The 25,067-nt window shown below is 62.4% G+C and carries 21 protein-coding genes; 3 read left to right on the plus strand and 18 right to left on the minus strand.

The annotated features are described in order from the left end of the window. From CFR80_RS10370 to CFR80_RS10400, 7 genes are all read right to left on the minus strand, one after another. Window positions 1-193, minus strand: a 193-nt coding sequence (locus CFR80_RS10370; RefSeq protein WP_146221631.1) for a transposase, incomplete at its 3' end; no start/stop codon positions are given. A gap of 65 nt (window positions 194-258) precedes the next feature. Continuing rightward, complete coding sequence (exbD, locus tag CFR80_RS10375) at window positions 259-651, minus strand: TonB system transport protein ExbD (protein ID WP_110507310.1); 393 nt, start codon at window positions 649-651, stop codon at window positions 259-261. A gap of 11 nt (window positions 652-662) precedes the next feature. Continuing rightward, entirely contained in the window at window positions 663-1,397 is a 735-nt protein-coding gene (gene exbB / locus CFR80_RS10380; RefSeq protein WP_010515019.1) for a tonB-system energizer ExbB, read from the minus strand. Between the two features lie 386 nt (window positions 1,398-1,783). After that, complete coding sequence (locus CFR80_RS10385; RefSeq protein ID WP_110507311.1) at window positions 1,784-1,966, minus strand: hypothetical protein; 183 nt, start codon at window positions 1,964-1,966, stop codon at window positions 1,784-1,786. Window positions 1,967-2,132: 166 nt separating this feature from the next. Continuing rightward, complete coding sequence (locus CFR80_RS10390) at window positions 2,133-4,628, minus strand: TonB-dependent receptor (protein WP_110507312.1); 2,496 nt, start codon at window positions 4,626-4,628, stop codon at window positions 2,133-2,135. Window positions 4,629-4,740: 112 nt separating this feature from the next. Then, the gene (locus CFR80_RS10395) at window positions 4,741-6,018 is read right to left on the minus strand and encodes an MFS transporter (RefSeq protein ID WP_232275754.1); all 1,278 of its coding nucleotides are present in this window, start codon (window positions 6,016-6,018) and stop codon (window positions 4,741-4,743) included. Next, entirely contained in the window at window positions 5,999-6,910 is a 912-nt protein-coding gene (locus CFR80_RS10400; RefSeq protein ID WP_010515024.1) for a LysR family transcriptional regulator, read from the minus strand. Before CFR80_RS10400 ends, CFR80_RS10395 begins: the two co-directional genes overlap by 20 nt. A gap of 116 nt (window positions 6,911-7,026) precedes the next feature. Here CFR80_RS10400 and ggt point away from each other — a divergent pair, with 116 nt between their 5' ends. Beyond that, complete coding sequence (gene ggt, locus CFR80_RS10405) at window positions 7,027-8,778, plus strand: gamma-glutamyltransferase (protein WP_258367767.1); 1,752 nt, start codon at window positions 7,027-7,029, stop codon at window positions 8,776-8,778. 338 nt (window positions 8,779-9,116) lie between these two features. Beyond that, window positions 9,117-9,416 (plus strand): hypothetical protein, encoded by a 300-nt coding sequence (locus tag CFR80_RS18895; RefSeq protein ID WP_146221632.1) that lies wholly within the window; start codon window positions 9,117-9,119, stop codon window positions 9,414-9,416. A gap of 128 nt (window positions 9,417-9,544) precedes the next feature. Here the strand turns inward: CFR80_RS18895 and CFR80_RS10410 are convergent, their stop codons facing one another. The 4 genes from CFR80_RS10410 to mobA all read right to left on the minus strand — a co-directional run bounded on the left by CFR80_RS10410 (window position 9,545) and on the right by mobA (window position 13,851). After that, window positions 9,545-11,749, minus strand: a complete 2,205-nt coding sequence (locus CFR80_RS10410) for a pyrroloquinoline quinone-dependent dehydrogenase (protein WP_234448187.1) — start codon at window positions 11,747-11,749, stop codon at window positions 9,545-9,547. Continuing rightward, on the minus strand, window positions 11,749-12,135 hold the full coding sequence (locus CFR80_RS10415; protein WP_010515029.1) for a hypothetical protein: 387 nt from the start codon (window positions 12,133-12,135) through the stop codon (window positions 11,749-11,751). Before CFR80_RS10415 ends, CFR80_RS10410 begins: the two co-directional genes overlap by 1 nt. Before the next feature lie 192 nt (window positions 12,136-12,327). Further along, entirely contained in the window at window positions 12,328-13,134 is an 807-nt protein-coding gene (gene fdhD, locus CFR80_RS10420; protein WP_010515030.1) for a formate dehydrogenase accessory sulfurtransferase FdhD, read from the minus strand. A gap of 99 nt (window positions 13,135-13,233) precedes the next feature. After that, on the minus strand, window positions 13,234-13,851 hold the full coding sequence (gene mobA, locus CFR80_RS10425) for a molybdenum cofactor guanylyltransferase (RefSeq protein ID WP_010515032.1): 618 nt from the start codon (window positions 13,849-13,851) through the stop codon (window positions 13,234-13,236). 80 nt (window positions 13,852-13,931) lie between these two features. On the opposite strand from mobA, the gene mobB reads away from it, so the two are divergent. Beyond that, window positions 13,932-14,462 (plus strand): molybdopterin-guanine dinucleotide biosynthesis protein B, encoded by a 531-nt coding sequence (gene mobB, locus CFR80_RS10430; protein ID WP_029329557.1) that lies wholly within the window; start codon window positions 13,932-13,934, stop codon window positions 14,460-14,462. Between the two features lie 140 nt (window positions 14,463-14,602). Here mobB and CFR80_RS10435 read toward each other — a convergent pair whose 3' ends face one another. From CFR80_RS10435 to CFR80_RS10465, 7 genes are all read right to left on the minus strand, one after another. After that, window positions 14,603-15,817, minus strand: coding sequence for a molybdopterin molybdotransferase MoeA (locus CFR80_RS10435; RefSeq protein ID WP_010515035.1), 1,215 nt, complete (start codon window positions 15,815-15,817; stop codon window positions 14,603-14,605). Window positions 15,818-15,830: 13 nt separating this feature from the next. Continuing rightward, window positions 15,831-18,137 (minus strand): FdhF/YdeP family oxidoreductase, encoded by a 2,307-nt coding sequence (locus CFR80_RS10440; RefSeq protein WP_110507315.1) that lies wholly within the window; start codon window positions 18,135-18,137, stop codon window positions 15,831-15,833. Between the two features lie 199 nt (window positions 18,138-18,336). After that, entirely contained in the window at window positions 18,337-18,747 is a 411-nt protein-coding gene (locus CFR80_RS10445) for an RrF2 family transcriptional regulator (protein WP_010515038.1), read from the minus strand. A gap of 346 nt (window positions 18,748-19,093) precedes the next feature. Continuing rightward, window positions 19,094-19,513: an RrF2 family transcriptional regulator gene (locus tag CFR80_RS10450; protein WP_010515040.1), complete on the minus strand. Its 420-nt coding sequence runs from the start codon at window positions 19,511-19,513 to the stop codon at window positions 19,094-19,096. A gap of 6 nt (window positions 19,514-19,519) precedes the next feature. Further along, window positions 19,520-21,262, minus strand: coding sequence for a putative bifunctional diguanylate cyclase/phosphodiesterase (locus CFR80_RS10455; RefSeq protein ID WP_010515042.1), 1,743 nt, complete (start codon window positions 21,260-21,262; stop codon window positions 19,520-19,522). Window positions 21,263-21,292: 30 nt separating this feature from the next. Beyond that, on the minus strand, window positions 21,293-23,605 hold the full coding sequence (locus CFR80_RS10460) for an EAL domain-containing protein (protein ID WP_244987484.1): 2,313 nt from the start codon (window positions 23,603-23,605) through the stop codon (window positions 21,293-21,295). A 23-nt stretch (window positions 23,606-23,628) separates the two neighbouring features. After that, complete coding sequence (locus CFR80_RS10465; RefSeq protein WP_258367768.1) at window positions 23,629-24,219, minus strand: Crp/Fnr family transcriptional regulator; 591 nt, start codon at window positions 24,217-24,219, stop codon at window positions 23,629-23,631. Window positions 24,220-25,067: the final 848 nt, after the last annotated feature.

Here is a 25,067-nt window from a genome sequence, read left to right on the forward strand (position 1 = left end):
CGCACCCGGCCGAGGCTATGTAGAGCATCGCATTGACCACCTCGCGCATATCCGTCGTGCGAGGGCGACCGCCCCGTTTCGCAGGGGGCACAAATGGCATGATCAAAGCCCATTCCCCGTCCATCATATCCGATGGATATCGCAGTCCTTCCCGGCTATGTTCACGTCGGGCAATACCAGTCCATGTCACCATTCACTCCATCTCTTCGTAAAGACGGATGAATCACAACAGGCTGGTATTGTTCAAAAACTTTCGGATCAGGCTCTGAGGTACCCGGCAGCGCGCAGCCTGTCCATCACCCCCATCAGCGTGCCGTAATCCACCGCCCTGTCGGCACGCAGGAAAATCCGTTCGTCGCGGTTGCCCCGGCTGGCGGCCTCAAGGGCTGGTGCCAGTCCGTCCATGGTCACGTCGTCCTCGCCCACCGCAAGGCCGTGATCGGCCTTCACGGTCAGGAACACCGGATCATCCGGGCGCGGCGCGGGCTGCTGGGTGGATGACGGCAGGTCCACCGGCACGTTCACCGTGGTCAGCGGGGCCGTAACCATGAATATGACAAGCAGGACCAGCATCACGTCAATGAATGGCGTGACATTGATCCCGCTGGCTTCATGCGGGCTGTCATCGGCGTGGCGGATACGGGTGGCCATGATCGCGCCCCCTATTCCGCCGCCGCAAGGGCGTTGTCCGCCCGCGCGTCAAGCCGCACGACACGCCCCTGCCCCATCCGCGCCCGCCCCAGATCGCGTGAGACCAGGCGCATGACCAGAGCCGTCAGGTCCGCCACCTGCGCACGACATGCCGCTGTCTGGCGGGCAAGGTGGTTGTAGATCACCACCGCCGGAATGGCGGCGACCAGCCCGAGTGCTGTCGCCAGCAGGGCCTCGGCAATGCCGGGGGCCACGACGGCCAGGCTGGTCGCCCTGCTGGCCGCAATGCCGGTAAACGAGGTCATGATGCCCCACACCGTACCGAACAGTCCGATGAAGGGCGAGGTCGCCCCGATGGTGGCCAGAACGCCAGTGCCGCGCAGCAGCCTGCGCCCCTCGGCCGCTTCCAGCCGTTCAAGATGCAGGGCGATGCGTTCCTTTACCCCTTCGCCATCATCATGAATGTCGGCGGAACGGTGACGCTCGGTTTCGGCGGCCATGACCAGCGCGTGGGCGATGGAGGTATTCTCACGGGTCCATTCCTCGCCCAGATCAAGGGTATTGGCGTCCTCCAGCGCGTTTTCCGCCGCCCGCAGCCGGACACGCATGCGCAGCAGTTCGGCCGACTTGGCCACGAAAATGGTCCATGTCAGCACGCTTGCCGCCCCCAGCAGCAGCATCACGCACCGGACGACGGGACCGGCATTGAGGAACATGTCCCACGGGGAAAACGGAATCGGGGTCATGCACGACCTCCTGTACACTGCGGGTTTGCCATCGTGCCCGCGCGCGGCGGGCGGTCGGCAGGGTGAAGGAAAAGGCAGGCGCGCCCACGGGCGCGCCGTCCCGGCCGGGGGGCGTTGGCCATCTGCCACGACAACAGCATCGGCACTCCGGTTACGCACACCGCCCGATGCCGGGACAGTGCGGGAAGGACTGGCCCATCGGGGTGAGGCACCGGCGATGGAGGGTATGGGTTCGGGTGACTAAATAATGCGTATGATAATTATTCGCAATATAATTCCACACGAACTGCGCAACATATCATTGCACGGCCCCATCCCCGCCAGACGCACCGTCCACACGGCAGGCATTGGAGGTTTTTTTCCAGACAGACTTCATACCCTGCCGATCAGGGGCGGCCCCCGCACCGCAGGTCAGGCAGGCCATGGACAATGGATCGGCCATCGGGGGCGCCCTGCCCCACGCCGGTCATCATGGCCCGATCGCACCAGACAGCATTATGGCCCACCGCATGCGGCAGGCCATCAATGACCGGGTTATAAAAAGAAAGGGATATACCGATGCCGCCCATCCGAGGCGGACCAGCCCGACCGCACACCGCAACGTGGCGGTCTGGCCGTTCCCGTCATCCGGCACGGCAGGGACACCGGGTGGCCCCGCGTGGTCGTGGTCCGATCGGGATCAGGCACAAAGGACAGGCAGCCGTGATCGCACTGCCGCCTGTCCGGTCATGCCATTCAGAAGGATGTCGAGACCGTTCCGATCATGGAGAAGTTCGCCATCGGGTAGTAAAGCGGCGATCCGCCACTGGCAATCCGGTTGCCGTTCAGGCCGTAGGTCGGGTGCGCGTTGGTGGAGAAGCTGTAAACACCCGCCGCCTTGTACGTGCCCGTCAGGTTGGTGAAGTTAAGCTGGAACGTCGGGGACTGCGCGCGCCAGATCTTGGGGAAATGGTACCCGAGGGACAGCGTATCCGTGTAGTAGTGGCTCATGTATTCATCATTCATGAACGACGAATACTGACGGCCTGTATAATGCAGGCTGAAGTTCATGAAGAACGGCCCCTCATTATAGGTCGTCCCGATGCTGAACATCACCTTTGGCGTCATGACCGGCGTGTTGCCCTTGGTCCGCAGGTAGTCCATCTGGCCATTTTCCGCCGCTGCCGGCAGGTTGTTGTCCATGGTGGCATGCAGGTATTCAAACGACACATATGGCCTGAAACGGTGCAGCAGCGGGCGCGTGGACAGCATCACGTCAACACCACGTATGGTTTCGCCACCGGCATTGACGGTTTCACTAACCGCGTCATTGTTGGACGTATAGGTATTGAGTGTCAGCAGCCGGTTGGTGATGTTGAAGTTGTACAGGCTGACATCGGCGATCAGGAACTTGCCGGAATAACGGTAGCCCAGTTCTTCCTTGATGGAATACTGCGGTTTCACGTTTGCACCCGATGTCGTCATCGCACCGCTGGTCAGGCTGTAGCGAGTCACCAGTCCTTCGGGCGACGGCGCACGGAAATCACCTTCCGCGTTGACATAGATCTGGTGGTACGGCGTCAGGTTCCACGACCACGAAAAACGCGGCATGGGCGACACGAAATTGCTGGTCATCCTGCTGTTCGATCCCGGCAGGTAGCTCTGCCCGGTCAGTTCTTCGGTAAAGATCTTGAAGCCTGCGGTCACGGACATCTTGTGGTTCAGGAAATACTGCGTGTCTTCCACGAAACCGGTGTGCGAGCGATACGTGCCCAGGTAATTCGTGGCGTAATAGATCGAACCATCCGACAGGTGGTAATAGGTGGATGTATCGTTATCCGCGTACTGCCCGGACGTGACCTGGTTCATTTTCTGGACCGGGGTCTTGAGGGAATAGGAACTCTGTTCGTACCAGTAGCCGATCTGCCCCTCGTTGTTCTTCAGGTGCCAGTGCAGGGTGCTGACCACGCCGCCCTGCTGGTTGAGGGAGATGGCCGGCTCCGACACGTCCTGATAGGCGCTGGTCACCGCACCATCCCCGTTCAGGTCAACCGCCACCGGCTCTGACCCGGAATAGGTGTGGCCCTCCTGCAGGCGCGCCGCCGTATTCAGCGTAAAGGCCGAACGTTCGTAATACGGCACGATGCTGAGTGACAGCTGGTGGTTCAGGCGCAGCTTGACCGGCAGCGAGGTGTAGAACGTGTCCTTGTCATTGCCGTGCACGCCATAATAGCTCTGCGGGGAACTGGGGATCGGATCGGCATCGTAGTTGAGCGGGATGCTCGGCTTGGTCCCGTTCATGTCGGCTTCCAGGTTCGCCATGGTCGGGAAACGGTTCTGGAAGTTGTGGCTGTGATTGTAGCCCAGGAAGAAGTCGATCGTGCTGCCGTCGTTGAACTTCTTCTGCAGGCGGTAATCCAGATGCTTGCGGTCGCTGATGCCCGACCCGCGCCACGCTTCCGCACGGGTATGGGACAGGGAGATGTAGCTGGTGACACCAGAATGCCCGATCTCGCCCGAATCAACGCGCAGGAATTCGCGCGAGGTATCAAAGGTGCCGTAGCTGCCTGAAATCATGCCGCCGAATTTTTCCGACGGTGCGCGCGTGGTCACTTCCAGCGAACCGGCCGCAGCGGAGTTGAGCGGCGCACCAACCGAAGTGGAGCCTGGCGACATGGATTCCGCAGCGATATTGTTGCTGTCCACATAGTTCTGGATGAAGCCGGTCGCTGACGATGTGGAGCCGTTGGAAATCGGCATGCCGTTGATCAGCACGCCAATATCATTGTCGTTCAGGCCACGGCTGCTGATCGCGCCGCCATCAATGCCGCTGGGGTCGGACGATGACACGTTGACGCTGGGCAGGTTGCGGATCAGGTCCAGCGGCGCGCTGGTCGGGCTCTGCATCGCGATATAGTCCTGCGTCACCGTCTGGACTGCGTGCGCCGCCGTTTCCCGGCGCATCATGCCGCCGCCGGGCGCGCTGTTGCGCTGGGCCGTAACGCTGATGCTTTCGGGGTGGTCAGGGGACTGCGTCGTCTTGGCACTGGTGTCCGTGGTGGCGGCACCCTTCTTTACCACGCGGGCGTGGGATGTGGGGGTGACCGACGGGGCCTGCTGTGCGGAGGCGGTTTCCATGGCACCCAGTCCGCCGAGGACCGTTGCCATGACCAGACAGCTTTTTCTGCTCCGCAGGGCACGGGCCAGGGTGGACTTGGTGGCGTTCGGACGGAAGAGCACATGAAACGGCATTGGCAACGTATCCTAGCAGGGCGTCAACGTTCCGACATCGTTTCAAAAACGGACCCGTTGATAAAGGGGCCGCGACTGGGGAAATTATCAACCTGATGTTGATAGTCCCGCCTCAGGCCGGGCGAGTCCGCCGCAGAAGGCCCGCCGCCAGCAGCAGCGAAACCAGCGCCAGAACGGCCAGCGCCGAGACATAGAGCATGGGAATGCTCTCCAGCCCCGTATGCGCGATCAGCGCGGCATTGACCAGCGGCGCCAGGCTGCCGAACACCACAACACCCGATGAATACCCGATCGCAAGCCCCCGCCCCCGGCTCCCGCGCGGAAACAGCAGGCTGATGAAGCCATCCAGCACCGCGAAATACATCAGCGCCGCCATGTTGAACACCAGCGGCATCGCCAGCAGCGCATAGGAATGACGGTGCAGGACAGAAAATGCAAGCCATGGCAGGATCATCATGATCACGCACCCCAGCGCGGGCGGGCGTATGTCGTGGGTGCGATCGAAATAACTGGCCAGCTTCCACCGCAGCGGCGTGAACACCAGCTGCACCGCGTATGTGGTCAGGCTGACGACATAGACGGTGCGGGTTTCGATATGGAAATGATGCCGCGCGTAATACGGCATGTAGATCCCCAGATAGGTAATGCCGCTGCCAAGGGAAATCATGCCCGCGACCAGCAGAATACGGATGATGGTGCCCGGTCCGACAAACGGGGCTGCAACGACCGGCCCGGCGGGCGATGGCAGTGAAAGCAGCCGCCGGCGCAGCACCAGCCCGGCCATGCCCGCGCAGATTCCGCCCAGTGTCGCAATGCGGAAGCCGTAGCCGTCAAACGCGGCGGGCGGCAGCACCACGCTGAGGGCAAGCGCCATGGCGGCAGCCAGGAAGGAGGCAAGGATCTGCCCGATAGGCTGCCAGCTTGCCGCGCGGGCTTCGTGGTGGGGCGAATTCTCGATCAGGCACGACGTGGCGCTGCTGAACTCCCCCCCCAGGGAAAACCCGTGCAGCAGCCGCGCGCCAATAATGGCCACGGGCGCCAGCACGCCAATCGTGTCGTAGCCCGGCGTCAGCGCAAGCAGCAGGCTGCCCAGCGTCATCAGCCGGATGCACAGGATCATGGTCGGCAGCCGCCCCCTGCGGTCGGCATAGGTACCCAGGACCACCGCCCCCAGCGGGCGGCCGACCATGGTCAGGCCGAACGTGGCCAGCACCAGCGCCAGTGGCGAGAACGCCAGCCCGGTGGGAAAGAATGTCTGGGCGATGGAGCCGGAAAAATAGGCATATATAACAAAGTCATAATATTCGATCACACTTCCGATGACGCAGGCACAGATCACCAGCCAGCGACCGGGGACGGAACTGCCCATTTCAGGAAGAGGACGTGCCAAGATGGCTGATCATGAAGTCAATGAACGACCGCAGGGTCGGCGCATTGTACCGTTCCCTGTGGTACAGCAGATAGATGGGCCGCGACGGCAGCGCGTATTCCGGCAGCAGCGCCTGAAGCTGCCCGTTATGCAGGTCGGCCTGCACCACGTCCTCGGGCAGCATGGCCACCCCCAGCCCCGCCAGCGTGGCGCGGTGCATGGCCTGCGTGTTGTTGAACAGCATCCGCCGCTTCATGGGCACGATCACCTGCCCCTCGGCTCCCTCCAGCCGCCATTCGCGCTGCCCCCATGCCTGCGGCGACGTGGCGGAATAGGCAAAGGCCAGCCCGTCATGGGTGGCAAGCTGGTGGGGGTTCACAATTTCCTCGTGACAGGCGACGTAGGCAGGCGCGGCGCACAGGGTCATGCGGTAATCGCCCAGCCTGCGGCAGATCAGCGATGAAGGTTCCGGCGTGCCCAGCCGGATGGCCACGTCGAACTTGTCGCGCGTCAGGTCCATTGCGCGCGCGCTCAGCACCACCTCGATATCCACGGACGGGTGCCGCGCCAGATAACGGGCAATGCACGGCGTGACACTTTCAATGCCATAGGTAATGGGCGTTGTTATGCGCAGTGTCCCCGCCGGGCTGTCCTGCGCCGCCTGCGCCAGTTCCTTCGTTTCATCCACAAGACGGAGGATTTCCTTGCATTTGTCAAAATACAGGGCACCAAACGGGGTCAGGCTCTGCCGTCGGGTGGTGCGGCGCAACAGGGTGCTGCCCAGTTGTTCCTCCAGCACGCGCACGTAATTTCCCACCATGGTGGACGAAATGCCACACCGTTCGGCGGCGGCTGTCATGCTGCCGGTCTCGACAACGGCGACGAAGATGGAAATGGCCTGAAAAACGTTCATTATGAACCAACAATTGATAATCTTCTTACCGTAAGCGCATTTATCGGCCCACGTAAAGTTTGTAACGGTAAAGGTACGATATTTTGGTTCAGAGTATGAAAGTTGCTGATTCCAATATGCAAGCATCTGCCGCCCGTCCGTCTCCTTTCATCCGTTCGCAAAAAAAACGTCTTGTCGCCAGCGCGGTGGGTGCGGTCATGCTGATTATTGGCTCAGGCACCCCGGGCCGGGCGCAGGATACGGGCGACACCGCCCGGGCGCGCCATTTCATGGTGGCAACCGCCAACCCGATGGCGTCCCATGCCGCATCTGTCGTGCTGGAACATGGCGGCAACGCGGTTGATGCCGCCATCGCGGGCCAGATGGTGCTGGCCGTGGTCGAACCGCAGGCATCGGGCCTTGGTGGCGGGTCTGCCATCATGTACTGGGACAAGGGCAGCAGGAAGCTCGACTTTTACGACGGGCTGGCCAGCGCCCCGGCCAGTGTGCCGCAGGACTACGCGCATGATGCGTCGGGCCAGCGCCTGCCCACCGATGCGCTGGAACGCAGCGGCCGGGTGGTCGCGGTGCCGGGCACGCTGCGCACGCTGGCCCTGCTGCATGCCCGTTACGGCAGGCTGCCGTGGGCGGACCTGTTTACCGACGCCATCCGGCTGGCGCGTGACGGGTTTCCCCTGCCGGGCTACCTGCACCTTGTCCTGACCGAACGCCCCGAACTGTCTCGCCTGCCCGCCTTCGCGCAGTATTTTGACGACAGGGGACACCCCCTGCCACAGGCCACCACGCTGCATAACGAAGCCCTGGCGCAGACGCTGGAGCACGTGGCGAAAGATGGTGCGGAATACCTGTATAAACCCGAATTCGCCACCAAGATCGGGGCCGCCGTCGCCACCTGGGCGTATCCCGGCAAAATCGTGCCGTCGGACCTTGCCGGTTACCGGGTGCGCGAACGCGCGCCGCTGTGCATTACCGCGTTTGGACGCCGGATCTGTTCCGCTGCCCCGCCGGTGGCGGGTGGCCTGTCTGTCCTGCAGCAGCTGGCCATACTGGACCGCCTGAACATAGGCCACTACGCCCCCGGCAGCGTGGAGGCGGCCCACCTGCTGCTGGAGGCATCGCGTCTGGCGGAAGCCGACCGGCGCAAATACGCGGCCGACCCCGATTTCGTGCCCGTGGCGACGGCGCAACTGCTTGATCCCGCCTATCTGGACAGCCGGGCGGCACTGGTGTCCGACAGCCGCGCAATGGACAGGGTCGCGCCGGGCACGCTGACGCAGCATGCCTTCGCACAGCCGGTATCCGATGCGATGACCGTTCCCGCCACCACGCATCTGGCCATACGTGACAGCAAGGGCAACGCGCTGTCCTTCACCACCACCATCAACCTGAATTTCGGCGCGGATATCATTGTCGATGGCGTGGTGCTGAATAACGCCATCACCAATTTCGCGACCCGTCCGGTGGTTGATGGCCAGACGGTGGCCAACATCGCGGCACCGGGCAAGCGACCGATCACCACCATGGCCCCGACCATTGTATTCGGCAAGGATGGCCAGCCGGAAGTCATCATTGGCGCCGGTGGCGGCGCGCGCATCATTGATTCGGTCGTGCAGACGCTGGTGGGCTATCTGGCATGGGGGCAGAATATCCGCACCGCCATTGAACAGCCGCGCATCGGGGCACAGAACCGTGGCCAGGAACTGGAACGCGGAACCGCCGCCGCGGGGCTGGAGAAATCCCTGCGCGACATGGGGCACAAGCCCAAAATCGCGGTCATGAATGCAGCGGTGCAGGCCATTACGGTCGGGCCGGACGGCATGCAGGGCTGGGGCGACCCCCATCGCGACGGCGTGGCGATGGGCCAGTAACGCCACCGGCCCGCACGCACGGCTGACCACCCCCTCCCCCGTCATCGGACAGGATCATAGGATCCGGTGCAGGGGAATGCAGATCCACCCGAAATAGACGGACATCCTGACATCTTAAACAGGATGTCCGTCTGTTCAGGTCTGTACCAGATGCCTTTAGCGGTGGGAGCAGGGAAAGTATCCTGTCCAGATCCGGCCTGCGCGTGGCCCTGAATAATGTGACGGCATGGGGCCGGACCAATAAAGGGCGGCAACTCATCCGCACGAATGTGCCCCGTCCAGTCGTGGCCCGGACTGGCCGTCGAGAGGTTCAGGCAGGGGACGGCAGCCATCTGTTCATGACCGACATATTCATCAAAACGGCCCCAGCCCCGTTACCCGGACTGGACATATATCAGGACATGGGCAGAACCGGGACAGCGCCGGGTGGCAGAAAGTCTGTGATGACAGACCCGTGCGCAACGGATGAGACTGTTCGAAAAAAAACCATTGGAAAAACAGGAAGAAGTCTTGGGTATCGCCTCTTCCAAAAAGGCGACGTCTTCCGACACTTCCTGAAAAAGCATCAACAGCATCTGCCTTATGATTGCTGGATATTTTCCGGACGGGTTTTGCAAACACTCCCCGATGCCGTGTAACCGGGCTGCCCCCATGGGGCCGCGGCCGATTTCCACACGGTGCAGAATTCCAATACCGGTACGCATAAAAAAACCGGGGCCGCATTACACGGCCCCGGTCGGGATCGGTCACAACAGGACGGATACCCTCAGTTCACGTTATCCAGTGCGTAAACCACCAGGTCATCCGTCACCGGCGTCATCATGAAGTGGTGGCCACCGGCCATGATGGCGACGTACTGCTTGCCCTTGTATTCATACGTCATGGGCGTCGCCTGTCCGCCACCGGGCAGGACATCGTTCCACACCTCGCGTCCGGTATGGATGTCGAAGGCGTGGATCATGTTGTCCGTCGTCGCGGCAACAAAGATCAGGCCACCGGCGGTAATGACCGGGCCGCCATTGTTGGGCGTGCCAATGGTCAGCGGCAGGTGTGTGGGCAGGCCGAACGGGCCGTTGGCACGCGCGCTGCCCAGCGGGTGCTGCCACAGCACCTTCTGCGTGTGCATGTCGATGGCGGTAATCATGCCATAGGGCGGGCGGTTGCACATCATGCCCGTATATTCATCCCAGAACGGGGAGACCACGATGCCATACGGTGTTTCCGCCATGGCCCCTGCCCCTTCGGCACCGCCGCCACCGGGCTTGTAGTTGGGGTCATCCACCGGCATCAGTCCCAGCTTGTCCGCCTTCTTGCGGCTGACCAGCTGGTCATACATGGGCGTGTTGTTCCAGTTGGCGATCAGGATGCCGGTCTTTTCATCATAGGCCACGCTGCCCCAGTCGGACCCGCCGTTATAGCCGGGATATTCCAGCCACGGCTTGTCGATGCTGGGCGGGGTGAACTCACCCACATAATGCGCACGGCGGTATTTCAGGCGGCAGTACAGCTGATCGATGGGGGACATGCCCCACATGTCAGCTTCCTTCAGCGGTGCGAAGCCCAGACGCGGCATGCCAACCGACCACGGCTGCGTCGGGGCGCGCGTATCGCCCGGTACCATGCCCGGCGATGGCGCGGGCCGTTCTTCCACCGGCAGCACCGGCTCACCCGTGCGGCGGTCCAGCACGAAGGTCTGACCACGCTTGGTCGGCATGATCAGCGCCGGAACGCTACTGCCATCAGGCTTGGTGAAGTCCATGAGTGTCGGCTGCGACCCGATGTCGTAATCCCACACGTCCTTGTGCACGGTCTGGAACACCCAGCGCGGCTCACCCGTTTTCACGTCGATCGCGACAACGGCGGAAGACACCTTGTTTTCTTCAGGCGACCGCATGGCGCTGTAATAATCGGCGGCGGAATTGCCGGTCGGCACGTAAACCAGACCCAGCGCATTGTCGCCAATCATCGCGGCCCAGGAATTGGGGGTGCCACGGCTGTAATGTTCGCCTTCCTTCGGTTCGCCATGTTCATGCGGACGGTTGACGTCCCATGCCCACAGGAAGCGACCGGTTTCGGCGTCGTAGCCACGGATCACGCCCGACGGTGCCCAGCGGCGCTGGCCATCGAGGACTTCCTGGTTGGTGATGATCGCGCCATTGACGATCGGCGGCGGCGCGGTTTCGGCCACGAAACCGGGCACGGACTCACCCATCCCCTTCATCAGGTTGACCATGCCGTGCCAGCCAAAGCCCTCGCACACCTTGCCGTCCTCGCTGTCCACCTCGATCAGGCGTTCATCCAGCGTGGCTTCAAGGATACGGTGGTGGCAGTGCTCGCCTTCCGGCACGGTGGAGGACGTGTAGTACACAACCGCCTTACACGCCGCCGTATAGGGAATGCTGTCGTATTTTTCATTGGCGTGGAAGTGCCAGACTTCCTTGCCCGTGGCGGGGTCGATGCGCATCATGTCGTTCATGGCCGAACACATGTACAGCCCGTCCCCGACCTTGATGGGCGTGGTCTCGGCAGCCCACTTGTTCACCTGCCCCGGCGCGGGCTTGCTGCCGGTATGGTAGATGAACGCACGCTTCAGATGGCCGACATTGGACGGCGTGATCTGGTCCAGCGGCGAGTAGCGCGTGGCCCTGTCATCACGGCCATAGCCGGGCCAGTCATCATGCGCGGGGTTGGCCGTGACCTGCTCGACCATCGGCGTGGCCTCGCTGGGTTCGGCGGGCGGGCCGTCGGGAATGTTGGCGGCATTCACGCCGGGCGCCTGCGGCGCGTTGGGCGACGGAGGCGAAAATGCATCCTGCGGCGGCGTGGGCGTGCCGGGGGATACGGTGGCGTTGCCATTGCCCGGCGGCTGGTCGGCGGGGGGTACCTGCGCCAGTGCGGAGACTCCGGCAGTACCGGCAATAATGGTGGCGCCCAGCAGCAGGGTGCGCAGGATCGGGGTATGGTTGGACATCATGCGACCTCCCGCACATGGGTTGTGCGTGCCTGTTCCGCACGCCGCAGCACCGGCAGGCACAGCGCCACGCCAATGGCCAGCAGGGTGGGACCGAACACGCGCGGCAGCAGCCCCCAGCCGTCCAGTCCGACCTCCCAGAATGCCCACAGCCATGTAAAGGCGCATGCCCCCAGATACAGCAGGCCACCGGCCGGACGGCCCATGGCCATCAGCACGCCGGCCACCGTAACCACCAGACCGCAGACAACGTAGTAAAGCGAGCCACCAAGGAACGCGAGTTCCGCGCCCATATAGACCAGTGGCAGGCCGAGCAGGATGATGATGACCGCAAGTAATAGCGTCGCCCATCCTGCGGCGCTGTGCGGTTTCATGAAAGCAGACATAATGGATGTTCCTCCAGTATCATGAGGCGGAGGCTAGTCCCGCGCCCGTTAAACGCGAAAAAACGAAATCGCGAGGTTGGTCACGACTTTATTACTATTGTTTCAGAACTATAAGTATTCCGCCACAAAATGGCTGTTGCCATGTCGGATCGTGAATCCAGACCTGCCACGGTTGCAGACAAAATGTTTTTTTTACTTCCCGATGACCAGATCGGGAACCATTACGGATGCAGCCCGCGCGGGTGCGGCCAGATACAGCCCCGCCTCCGCCGCCACCCGCAGCGCACGCGCCGTTGGCGCCGATACCGCCACCAGTCCCGGCATACCCGCCATGATCGCCTTATGCGCCATTTCATACGAACACCGGCTGGTAATCACGCAGAACCCGCGCCCGAAATCCACCCCGTCGCGCAGGCCCGCCCCCACCAGCTTGTCCAGCGCGTTGTGGCGGCCGACATCCTCACGCACATGCATGATTTCGCCATCAGGCGCGCACCACGCGGCGGCATGCAGCATGCGCGCGCGGGCATTGAGCACCTGCCGTCCCGGCAGCGCCGCCAGCGCACGGCCCATCGCCATCAGGTCGGGCGGCGCGTCAGGCACCGTGCGGCGCGGGCGGTCCAGCACGTCACGCGCATCCGTGCCGCACACGCCACAGCTGGTGCGCCCCGTCATCGCCCGCCGCCCGCGCGCCAGCAGCCGGTGAAAGGACGGGCCGTCTATGCGCATCTCCACCGCCGCATGATCGTCCTCCGCCCGGACCGTGACATCTTTCAGCGCCGCAAGGTCGGGAATGATCCCTTCGGTCAGGGCAAAACCCGTGGCAAAGTCACGCAGGTCCAGTGGCGTCGCCATCATCACCCCATGCGCCATGCCGTTGAAGGACAGGGTCACGGGGGTTTCCTCGGCAATGTCCAGCGTGCGCCGGGTGGCTGGCGCGCCGGGCGCATGCACCGTCATGGCGCAGGGTACGATGGCGGGCGGCAGGGGTCGGGTCATGGCATGGTCCTTCGTCCGCCATGGCGGATCACGACGGGCCGCCTGCGCCCGGCGCGAAATGGCGGGGCAACAGGTCGCCGCATGGCGGCTGTCATGACGTCAGTCACGTACATATTGCCGGGCCATGACGTAATCGTCCGGCGTATTGATGTTCATGAACGGGTCCGGCCCACCGGGCGGTACGACAAACGCCACCCCACGCGCGCCCAGCGCCTCGGCCAGCGTGCGCACGCGGGTCACCTCGCGCCGGGTGGCGGGCGTCATGTGGCCCAGTTGCCTGGCCAGCAGGTCGCGGCAGCCCGCCGGCCATGCCGCAACAAGGCTGTGCCGTTGCCCGCCGCTGACGGCAAAGGACGGCGCGGGCAGCAGGCGGGACACAAGGTCGGCAGGGATGAACGGCGTATCGCCCGGCACCGTCACCAGCACGTCACACCCCTGCCCCGCCGCCCAGTCCAGCCCGGCCAGCACGCCAGCCAGCGGCCCCACGCCTGCAACCGTATCGGCCAGAACCGGCAGGCCATGGGCCGCAAACCGCGCCGGGTCGCCATTGGCGCTCAGCGCAATGGCGGCACAGCACGGACGCAGGCGGGCAACGATACGCCCAAGGCAGGTCTCGCCCCCCAGCACCAGAAGCGGCTTGTCACCACCGCCCATGCGCTGCGCCATGCCTCCTGCCATGACCAGGCCGGCCACGCGTGGCGGCTGCGCCCCGTGCATCACTGCCCGCATTGCGCATGGCGGCCCGGGGCCGTACCCTGCGCCGGTCTATTGGCCAGTCCATTCAGGAGGTGCGTTTCATGTCCCATCCACCACGGCAGGCGGTGATCGGCATAACCGGGCGCAGCGGGTCGGGCAAGACGCACCTGCTGTCGCGCCTGCTGCCGGTGCTGCGCGCGCGCGGGCTGGCTGTGTCCACCATCAAGCATACACATCATGATATCGACATGGACCGGCCGGGCAAGGATTCCTGGCTGCACCGCAACGCGGGTGCGGCCGAAGTGATGCTGGCGACGCCGGGCCGGTGGGTACTGCAGCATGAATGTACGGACGCGCCCCCGTCGCTGACGGACCTGCTGGCGTGCATGCGACGCACCGACCTGGTGGTGGTTGAAGGGTTTCACGCCACCACGCCCGCCTGTATCGAGGTCTATCGTCCCGCCACCGGTAAGGAACCGCTGTTCCGCCATCAGGACAACATCATCGCCATCGCGACGGATACACCCCACGACCCTGCCCTGCCCGCGCACCTGCCGGTGCTGGATGTGAACGATGCCGGGGCCATTGCCGATTTCGCATGGCGGCATGCCTGTTCTGTCGTGCTGGACTGAAGGGAGCATTGTCTCATCCGGAAGTCATATTCAGGGGTTCAGGAATTACTTTTTCATCAAAGGCAGCGTTCGCGGGAGCGTTTTGAAAACAGCTTCACCAGAAACGCCACCCGGCTGTCACGCCCGATCGGGGACATGACCTACATATCAGCGCGAAGCGGCATACCCCATGCAGGCTGCCCCGCCCGGATCGGGCTGTCCTGCGTTACGGCCAGCAGCGCATCCGCGCGGGAAAAGGCGATGATGTCAGACGCCCCTACCGTTGGCACGCGCCGGCACAGCCAGCCCTGCGGCCCCGGATGCAGGCTGACGGGAATGAACAGCGTTACCCCCGGTGGCGCATCCGCCGTGAAATCGGCCGTGGCGCATACACCGGGCCGTGGCATGTCCTGCCCCATGATCGTCCGCAAATAGGGCCACACGAACATCAATGCGCAGATGGCCGCAGCCCCCGGGTTGCCGGGCAGGCAGAATATGGTCTGGCCATCGTGTTCCAGCACCGTCAGCGGACGGCCGGGCCGGATCGCAACGCCCCGGAACATCACCCGCGCGCCCGCATCGCGCAGAATATCCAGCATATGGTCCGTATCCCCGACCGATATGCCGCCAGTGGTCACCATGACATCGGCACCGCGCCGCGCGGCATGCAGGCAGGCGGCCTGCCGTGCCACGTTATCGGTGGGGGCGGCATGGGTGGTCACGCGCGCACCGATGCCTGTCAGCATGGATGCCAGCATGGGGGCGTTTGAATCAGGGCACGCGCCCGGCGCATCCGCCGCCAGTTCCGCACCATTGGACACGACCGAGACGCGCGGCCTGCGGATGACCGCGACATCGCCCACGCCCTGACTGGACAGAAGGGCGACATGCCGCCAGTCCAGACGCTGACCGGCAGCCACAAGCCGCGTGCCTGACGCGAATTCCTCCCCCTGCCTGCGGATGTTTGCCCCGGATGCGGGCAACGGCGCCGCCGGGGCAACGTTCCCGTCCACAACCGCCATGCGCTCGGCAGCCATGACACAGTCCGCACCCGCCGGGATGCGCGCACCGGTCAGGATGGCGCGCGCATGACCCGGTGGAAGGGGTATCGCCGCATCCCCCGCCACCGTCCGGCCCGCGACCGGCAGCCGGCCATGCGCCACCATGGCGTCATGTGCAAAGGCATAGCCGTCCATGGCAGAAATATCGGCAGGCGGGCGACAGGTCCGCGCCATGATGTCGGCCGCCGCCACCCGTCCCGTCGCCTGCGCCACCGGCACGCGGGTTGCGGGGGGCATGACCCGCGCGGCACGATCGCGCACCAGCCGCAGGGCGGTGGCGTAATCCACCTGCCGCGCGAAACTGTTGGTTTTCATGATCGGACCGGGTTCAGGCCGGTTCGGGCTGGGCTGCGGGCGCGGCGGCGGTCACGCGCACCGGTATGGACTTGGCAGCGGGCGTTCCGGCGATCTGGTCAAAATGCGACAGTGGCAGCAGTGGGTTGAGTTCGGGATAATACCCCGCAATCGACCCGCGTGGCATGGGGTACGGCATCACCATCAACCCGTCCACCCGGCGCTGCGTGCCATCGGTGCTGATGGTTTCAAGGTCGGCCATCGCCCCGTCCACCAGACCGCGTGCCGCCATATCGTCTTTATTCATGAAGACGACCATGCGGGTGTTGTACACGCCCCGGTAACGGTCATTATTGGTATAGACCGTGGTATTATACTGGTCGTGCGACCGGATGGTGGACAGGCGCAGCATGTCCGGGCCGCCTATGGGCGTGTCCTCGTCCAGTCCGTCAAAGAGCAGGAAATTGGCCTTGCCCGTTGGCGTATTCCATATCCGCTGGCGTGGCGGCACCGGCAGCGAAAAGCCCTTGCCCTGACGGATGCGCGTGTTGAAATCCGCATACAGGTCGGGATAGACCTGCGCGATCCTGTCGCGGATCAGGTCGTAATCATCGACAAAGCCTTCCCAGTCGATCGTGCTGTCCGGCAGGGTGGCGCGCGCCATGCGGCAGACGATCTCGATTTCCGAACGCAGGTCGGGGCTGGTGGGATGCAGCACCCCGTGCGAGCGCGTAACGCCGGACATCGCATCCTCGGTGGTCACGAACTGCGGGCCGGTTTTCTGCATGTCGATTTCGGACCGCGCAATGACCGGCAGGATCAGCGCGTCACGTCCATGCACCAGGTGCCCGCGATTGAGCTTGGTGGCGATGCCCACGGTCAGGTCCAGCCGCGCCATCGCTTCATACGCCACGGGCGTATCGGGAATGGCGTGGATGAAGTTGCCACCCATGCCAATGAACACCCTGGCCGTACCATCAATCATGGCCTGCACGGATTCAATGACATGGTGCCCATGTTCGCGCGGCGGGCTGAAGCCGAACGCCGCCTGAAGCCGGTCGAGGTAGATGGATGTCGGCTTTTCATCAATACCGACCGTGCGGTCGCCCTGCACGTTGGAATGGCCGCGCACGGGGCAGATACCGGCTCCGTCCTTGCCAAAATTACCGCGCAGCATCAGCAGGTTGGCGATCTGGTGGATTACGCGCGATCCCTGCTGGTGCTGTGTCACGCCCATGCCGAAGCAGATGATGGTGGCGTTGGAGGCGGCATAGATCCCCGCCACCCGGCGGATCTGTTCTTCCGACAGGCCCGAGGTGGCGACGATATCGGGCCACCGTGTCGCCTCGATATCCGCCTTCAGCGCCGCAAACCCGTCGGTATGTTCGGTAATGAAGGCATGGTCCAGCACGGCCGGCTCGCCCTTGGCGGCGGCATCTTCATCCATCTGGAACAGGGTTTTCATCACACCCTTGAGGAACGCGACATCACCACCAATGCGCACGTGACAGAACTCGCTGGCGATGGGTGTTGACCCGAAGGTCGCCATCTTGATCGGGTCCTGCGGTTCGGTAAAGCGGATCAGCGCACGTTCAGGCATGGGGTTGACGGCAACGATCGGCGCGCCGCGCTTACGCGCATGCACCAGTTCGGTCATCATGCGCGGGCTGTTGGTGCCGGTGTTCTGGCCAATGATGAAAATGGCCTCGGCATGGGCAAAGTCCTTCATCTGCACCGTGCCCTTGCCGATACCGATGGACATGGGCAGGCCACGGCTGGTCGGCTCGTGGCACATGTTGGAACAGTCGGGGAAGTTGTTGGTGCCAAACGCGCGGACAAACACGGAATACAGGAACGCCGCCTCGTTGGAGGTCCGGCCGGAGGTATAGAATTCCGCCTGGTCCGGATGATCGAGCCCGCGCAGGTGGCGTCCGATCATGGCATAGGCTTCGTCCCAGGTGCATGGCACGTAATGGTCGGTCGCGGCGTCATAGCGCATGGGCTGGGTCAGGCGGCCCTGCTCCTCCAGCCAGTGATCGCTGCGGGACATAAGGTCGGTTACGGTATGGGCGGCAAAGAAGTCCGCGCCAACCTTGCGCTTCGTCGCCTCGAACGCCAGCGCCTTGGCCCCGTTTTCACAGAACTCCAGTGTCTTTTCACGGTCGGGGTCGGGCCATGCGCAGCTTGGGCACTTGAACCCGTCCGGGTGGTTCATGGCCAGCAGCGCGCGCGACCCCTTGGCCAGCACGCTCTGTTCCATCAGCACCCGTGCGGTGGCGTTCGCCGCCCCCCATCCACCGGCGGGATGGGTATAGGGTTTGAATTCCGGTTTGTCAGACATGGCAACCTCCCCGTGTGTGCACGCAGGAAACCGCCCCAATCGCCGTATTGCAATCGCAAACGGCAAGATTTTACCATAAATAACAGAGATTTATATGATCATAACCGCAGATTATCAGGTGTAGATACCCATCCGGTCTGTCATCTGTATATAACCGAATATAGTTATGGACGTCCATAGTCCTGTCATGACGGTCAGACTAGATATTGCGCGGCATGATGTCGTGCAGCGTGGTCTGGTCCAGAACCCCCATGAAGGCATCCAGCGACCGCGACAGCAGGTGCCGCAGGCGACAGATGTCCGCCAGCACGCAATGCTGTCCGTTTTCAGGCTGGCACGACACGATGGCCTGCATGTCGGCTTCCATCAGGCGCACGATATCCCCGATGATGATGTCCTGTGGTATGCGCGGCAGGTGCAACCCGCCGGACCGGCCCCTGCGCGCCTCCACAATTCCGCTGTTGGACAGACGGTTGACCACCTTGACCAGATGGTTGTGGGAAATGCCATGATGGGTGGAGATTTCATGCACGGACACGCGTCGGCCTTCATTGCAGGCAAGATAGACAAGCACGCGGATGGCATAATCGGTATGAAGGGTCAGGCGCATGACGGGGTGTTCACGGCCTCCCTGTCCCGGTAGCTGTCGCATATGCCTGTCGCGGCGATGGCGCGGTTCCCTGCTCTGATGGCGGGCACGGCCCCGTATTGTAACATGCGGCGCATGGGTATCCTGTGATCAGACATGGTGACGATATAAAACAAGTATTAAAAAAAGACCGGATCGGTACACACTGCAACCTAAAAGTGTGCTGCCACACTCCCCATAAATAATTTTTATTGTGTTATAAATATAAGTTATACGTTTCCCGTAATAATTTAAGGAAATCATCTTATTGATTCAGGTTCTTTATGCGGAAAATAAATAAAACCCTCTTTTATTATTTTTCATTGAATCAATGTTTCTTCTGCCCGGTTAACATATCATGCAGCGTCACGCCGTCCAAAACTGCCATGAATGCACCGATAGACCGCGTGATCACCCCGCGCAGGCGGCAGGTATCCGCCAGAATACACGGCTGTCCCTTGCCCGGTATGCATGGCACGATGGCCGCCGGCAGGTCGGCTTCCATCAACCGCACGACATCGCCAATCAGTATATTCTGCGCCGCCCCTGCCAGCTCCAGCCCGCCACTGCGCCCACGCCGCGCCAGGACGATGCCATTGCTGGACAGGCGATTGACGACCTTCACAAGGTGCGTTTGCGAAATCCCGTGAACATCGGCAATTTCCTGAATCGCAACCCGTCTGCCCGGGTTCTGTCCCAGGTAGATCAGGATGCGAATGGAATAATCGGTATAAAGTGTCAGGCGCATGGCACCTCATGACGCCTGCAGCGCGACTTCGGTATGATCTGGCGCAAGGATATGTTCCGCCAGCACAAGATTTGCTGCCGAAATGGGTGGAGAAATGTAGAAACCCTGAATCCGGTCAACATTCATCGCAACCAGGATGTCCATCTGCTCCTTTGTTTCCACCCCGCTTACGGTCACGCTCAGGCCAAAGGCATGGGCCAGTCCCGTCAGGTGGGCGATCACGTCACGCGCCTGCTGGCTGTGTTCAAGGTCGCACACCAGCCGGCGCGATATCTTGGCCTGCGTGAAACGGATGTCACGCAGCACCGCAATCGGCAGCGTCGCCAGCCCGAAATCATCCAGCGTCAGCTGGAACCCCAGATCAGCCAGTTCCTGCAACCGCAGCAGCACCCTGTCCGACCGGCGTCCCGCCAGCACGCTTTCGGATATTTCCAGCACGTAATCGCTGGCGTCGCCGCCCTGCCGCTTGATCTCGGCTTCAAGATCATTCTGGAACCCGACATTGAGCAGATCGAGCCGTGACAGGTTGATGGTCAGGTTGGGATAGGTGGACAGGCTGGAATTCCACAGCCGCATGTCATTCTGGAATGACTTGACCAGACGCGGGCTCATGGCCTGCGCGAGTGCTGCGTCAAGGAACACGTCGCGGAAGCTTTCCGCCGCCAGCAGTCCCCGCAGCGGGTGGTGCCAGCGCAGCAGGGCCTCGATCTGGTCGCACCGGCCGGTCTCAAGGTTCAGGATCGGCTGGTAATACAGTTCGAACTGGTCCTTCTCCACCCCTTCGCGCGCATCGGTCAGGATCTGCGCGCGTTCCAGCGCATGCTGGTGCAGGGTGATGTCGAACATGCGCGCCTGGTGACCACCGGCGCGCTTGGCGGCATACAGCGCGATATCGGCGTTTTTCTGCAGCGATTCCGCGCTTTCCTGACTGGCGACGGGGCTTATGCCGATGCTGCCGGACACATTGACCACGGTATTGCCGACCTCGATCGGCGCTTCAAGGATAGCCAGCAGCCGTTCCAGAATGGCCGTAAGCTGCGTGGTGCGCAGTGTGTGGTTGAGGATAAGCGCGAATTCGTCCCCACCCAGCCGGCATACCGCATCCTGCGGGCTGACCAGTTCCTGCAGCCGCCGCGAAATGACCTTCAGCACCACATCGCCCGCATGGTGGCCATGGATGTCGTTGATCTGCTTGAACCCGTCGAGGTCAAACATCACCAGCATGATTTCACGGGTGATGTTGCGGGCCTTTTCCTCTACCGCTGCCTGCAGCATGGTGTTGAAGCCGCCACGGTTGAACAGCCCCGTCAGCGGGTCGGTCGCCGCCAGCGACTTCAGCCGGTCACGGGTGTTCATAAGTTCCGTGATCTCGAAACGGGTCGCGACATAGCCCTCGATCGCACCCAGCGAGTTGTGCTTGGGCATGATGGTCGTCGCCACCCAGTACAGCGTGCCGTCCTTGGCGCGGTTACAGATGTTGCCGCGCCAGATATCCCCCGAACGGATGGTACGGTACATCTGCCGGAAGAAACTGGCGTCATGATACCCGGAATTGACGATCCGGTGCGTGGCCCCCAGCAGTTCATCACGCGGGTAGCGGCTGATTTCACAAAAGCGGTCGTTGACGTAAGTGATCACGCCACGCACGTCAGTAATGGCGACGATCAGGACATTGTCCACCACATCGGCCCAGAAATCGGAATCCTTGTGGGTTAGCGCACGCAGGCGATCATCGTGTTTGAGTGACATGGCGTTGCTCCATCTGTCGCCTTGAATGGATCAGGACTTTGCTTTGGCTGCGGGTGCCGGGGCCGGTTTGGCGGGCTTGGCCGCGGGTTCCGGGGCTGCGGGCTGTTCCGCCGCCGGTGCCGCCGCCTGCCTGGCCGCGCTGGCGCGGGCGGCTTCGATTTCGCGGATGACGGCAGGCGCGCCCCCCTTACGGACCCACTGTTCCAGATCGCGCGGCGCCAGCGGCTTGGCGAACAGGTAGCCCTGCATCACGTCACAGTTCAGTTTTTCCAGCAGGTCGCGCTGCTGCTCGGTCTCCACCCCTTCGGTCACCACCGTCATGCCAAGGCGCGAGCCAATGCCGATCACGGCCATGGTCACGGCCTGCGCGTTGGTGTCGTATTCGAAATCGTTGATGAAGCTGCGGTCGATCTTGATTTCCGTCAGCGGCAGGCGCGTCAGCCGCGACAGCGACGAATACCCCGTCCCGAAATCATCCATCGACAGGCCACAGCCAAGGTTGCGGATGGACTGCAGCACTTCCTCGGTATCGCGGCTGTTGTCCATCATCACGCTTTCGGTGATTTCCACCGTCAGGCGCGCGGCCTTGAGGTCGTGGTCCTTCAGCAGGGCGGCGATGTGTTCAGGCAGCGCGCGGTTGCGGAAATGCACCGCCGACAGGTTCACGGCCACGGTCGGCACATGGATGCCGTCGCGGTCCCATTTCACGATCTGGCGGCAGGCCTCCAGCAGCGACCACCGGCCGATGGCCTCGATCTGGCCGGTTTCCTCCGCCACCGCGATGAAGCGCGAGGGGAAAATGTTGCCAAGGTGTGGATGGTGCCAGCGCGACAGGGCTTCCACCCCGCTGAGTTCAAGCGTATGCGTGCGCACCTGCGGCTGGTAATGCAACTGCAGCATACCCTGCGCCAGTGAATCACGCAGTGCCGAGCCCAGCACCAGGCGGTCCTGCGCCACCTGGTTCTTTTCAAGGTTGGCGAAGCGGAAGATGCCGCGCCCGTCCTCCTTCGCCTGCCGCATGGCGGTATCGGCATGGCTGAGCAGGGATTCACTGTCCGGCCCGTTGGCGGGGAACGTGCTTATGCCGATGGAACACGAGATGGACAGCGTGTTCTGGCCGATCTGCAGCGGACGGCCGATGGTTTCCAGAAGTTTGTGGGCGATTTCCTCGATCCGCTTGCCTTCGCAGTCGGGCACCACCACCACGAATTCATCCCCGCCCGAGCGGCTGATCACGTAATCATCCTTGGCGATGGAGCGGATGCGCCCTGCGATCTCGACCAGGAACTGGTCGGCATAGACATGGCCCAGCGCGTCGTTGATGTCGCGGAAGCGGTCGATGTCCAGCATGAAGATTGCCAGCGTCCGGTTACCCGGCTGGGCGATGATGTCCTCCATCACCCGGTGCAGCGCACCGCGGTTCAGCAGGCCGGTCAGGGAATCATAACGGGCAAGCTGGGTCAGGTGCGTCTTGGTGGCGTGCTGTTCCAGCGCCAGCGCGCAGAACGGCAGGCACGATCCGACCAGCCGCTGCGGCCATGCGCCAAGCTGGTTGGGTTCGCGCAGGTACAGCGCGAAAATGCCCGTCACCCGCCCGTCGCCCGCCAGCACCGGGGCGGCATAGCACGACTGCAGCCCCAGCGAACGGCACATGGACTGGTAATTGTCCCATACCAGACGGCCGGTGTAGGACGGGTTGGCCATAAGCTTTTCCACGTCGGATGGCGACGGCACGGTGGTTTCCAGCGCATTGCGGATGCGCGGCGGCAGGGCGGACGTGCAGATCACCCGCCACGGCTGTGCGTCATCCAGCACCAGCAGGGCAGCGACGGAATTGGGAACGAAGGCCTCGACCTTGCGGCAGATCAGTTCCCCGAGATCCTGGATCAGCATATCGCTGGCCAGCGCCTGCAGCACATCATTCTGCAGGATCAGGATCTTGCGGCGCTGGCTTTCCTCCGTGACGTTTTTCATCACGCCCATGTAATAGGTCAGCTTCCTGCCATCCTTGTCGATCTGCACCTTCGACAGGGACAGTTCACCGCAGATGTATTCGCCATCCGCCCGCGTGAATTCCACTTCGCGCGACGTGCCGACAATGCGGTTGTGGCCACTTTCGCGGTTGCGGTCGATATAGCGGTCATGCTCATGACGCAGGCGCACGGGCACCAGGCAGTCCACGTTGCGGCCCATGACTTCGGCACGCGGGATGCCCCACAGGGATTCCGCGGCCTGGTTGTAGAAGATGATTTCGTTATCCTGGCCGATAATGACCGTGGCGTCGATCGCCTGCTCCAGTGCGGGCAGCAGGATTTCGGTGGTGAGTGCTGTGATCTCGGACATCTGCGTGCTGTCTTTCTTCGCTGTCATTCGGAATGGGCCACGATCGCGCGCAGGCGGTCAGGGTCGAGAATGTGTATGGCGCGCCGTTCGCGGGAGATGAGCTTCTCCCGGTGAAAGGCGCTGAGCAGACGGCTGACCGTCTCGGTTGTCAGGCCGAGGAAATCGGCTATGTCGGCGCGGGAAATGCCGGGATCGACCGGCCACAGTTCGCCCCGTCCCATCCGGGTTCCCTGCCCGATCAGGAAGGCGGCCAGCCGTTCGCGCGCCGTCTGGCGCCCCAGCATGAGCAGCCGGTTGTGAAACCCGACCAATAGCTGCCGCGTCGTACGCAGGGAGGCCGCGCACGCGCCGGGCGATGTTTCATGAAGGTGCCGCAGGTAGGGTGCGGGCACACACGCCACGCGCAGCGTGCGCATGGCTTCGGCACTATAGTGATAATGGGTGCAGGGATAGGCAGGCAGCACGTCGCCTTTATGAGCGAAGCCGATGATCTGTCGCCGTCCATCCGGCAGGGACTTGAACAGGCGCGCCCCCCCGCTCACCACATGGAAGTGCATGCTGGCGGGAGTGTCTTCCGTCATGAATTCCTGCCGGTCGCCAAAACTGCGCTCCATTCCGGCCGGATGATTATGAGGCTGCGTTAAAGACATCTTTATCTTTTTCTGTTCCCAACAGGACTGCGATAGTCGTGATTAATGACATAATTTTGCCATAAGTTAATTTGTAAAATACATGCAGAATAAACATTCGGAATTGTTTAATTTTTCGCACATCTTATATTTTCATGTAATTGTCGAACGACTGCTGCAGCCTGTTCTGTAAGTATCCTGCCATGCGCGGCCCGGTGGCTGGTCTGCAGGGTTTGGCGCGTCCCGACCGCTGAGGTCTCCACGGGCGACATGGCACGGTTGCATGGATATGCGGTCCGTCCGGCTGCCGCCATGATCTGGATCACGTCTGGCCCGGGCATGCTCCCCGTCGCCACGCGGGTCGGGCACAATGCCCGGTTTACCGCGATCCGTCAGGGGGACCGCGCTGCTCTTCTCCCTCTGCGCCGCCGGGGCATGTCGCCCGGAATGCTGCGGCACCAGTTCGGTTGCCTCGCCTGTCACGACCGGGATGGATGGCCCCGTCGCGTGGTGAATGCCCGGCCCCGTTGTCAATAACAGTAAAGCCGGGCGGCCTGCCTACACCCGCGTGGACAGTGTAAACGGCCGGTATGGTCAAGTAATCACCCGCCCTGCATTGCAGCAGTCCGGACGCGATCTTTCTTTCGTTACCTGTTATCGTTCCCTGCTGCACAATGCGGCAGGGGTGGAGCCATATGCTGGTCATGCCATAAGCATGAGCCATGACCATTGCGCAAACAGTTTAATATTTCATGAAAATATCTTGAAATATATTGAAATATGGAAATAAAATGTGTGAAAAATACATCTGAAAATAATTTTATCATGTAACG

Origin of the sequence: Komagataeibacter oboediens, from assembly GCF_003207815.1 — a bacterium.
Taxonomy (GTDB): domain Bacteria; phylum Pseudomonadota; class Alphaproteobacteria; order Acetobacterales; family Acetobacteraceae; genus Komagataeibacter; species Komagataeibacter oboediens.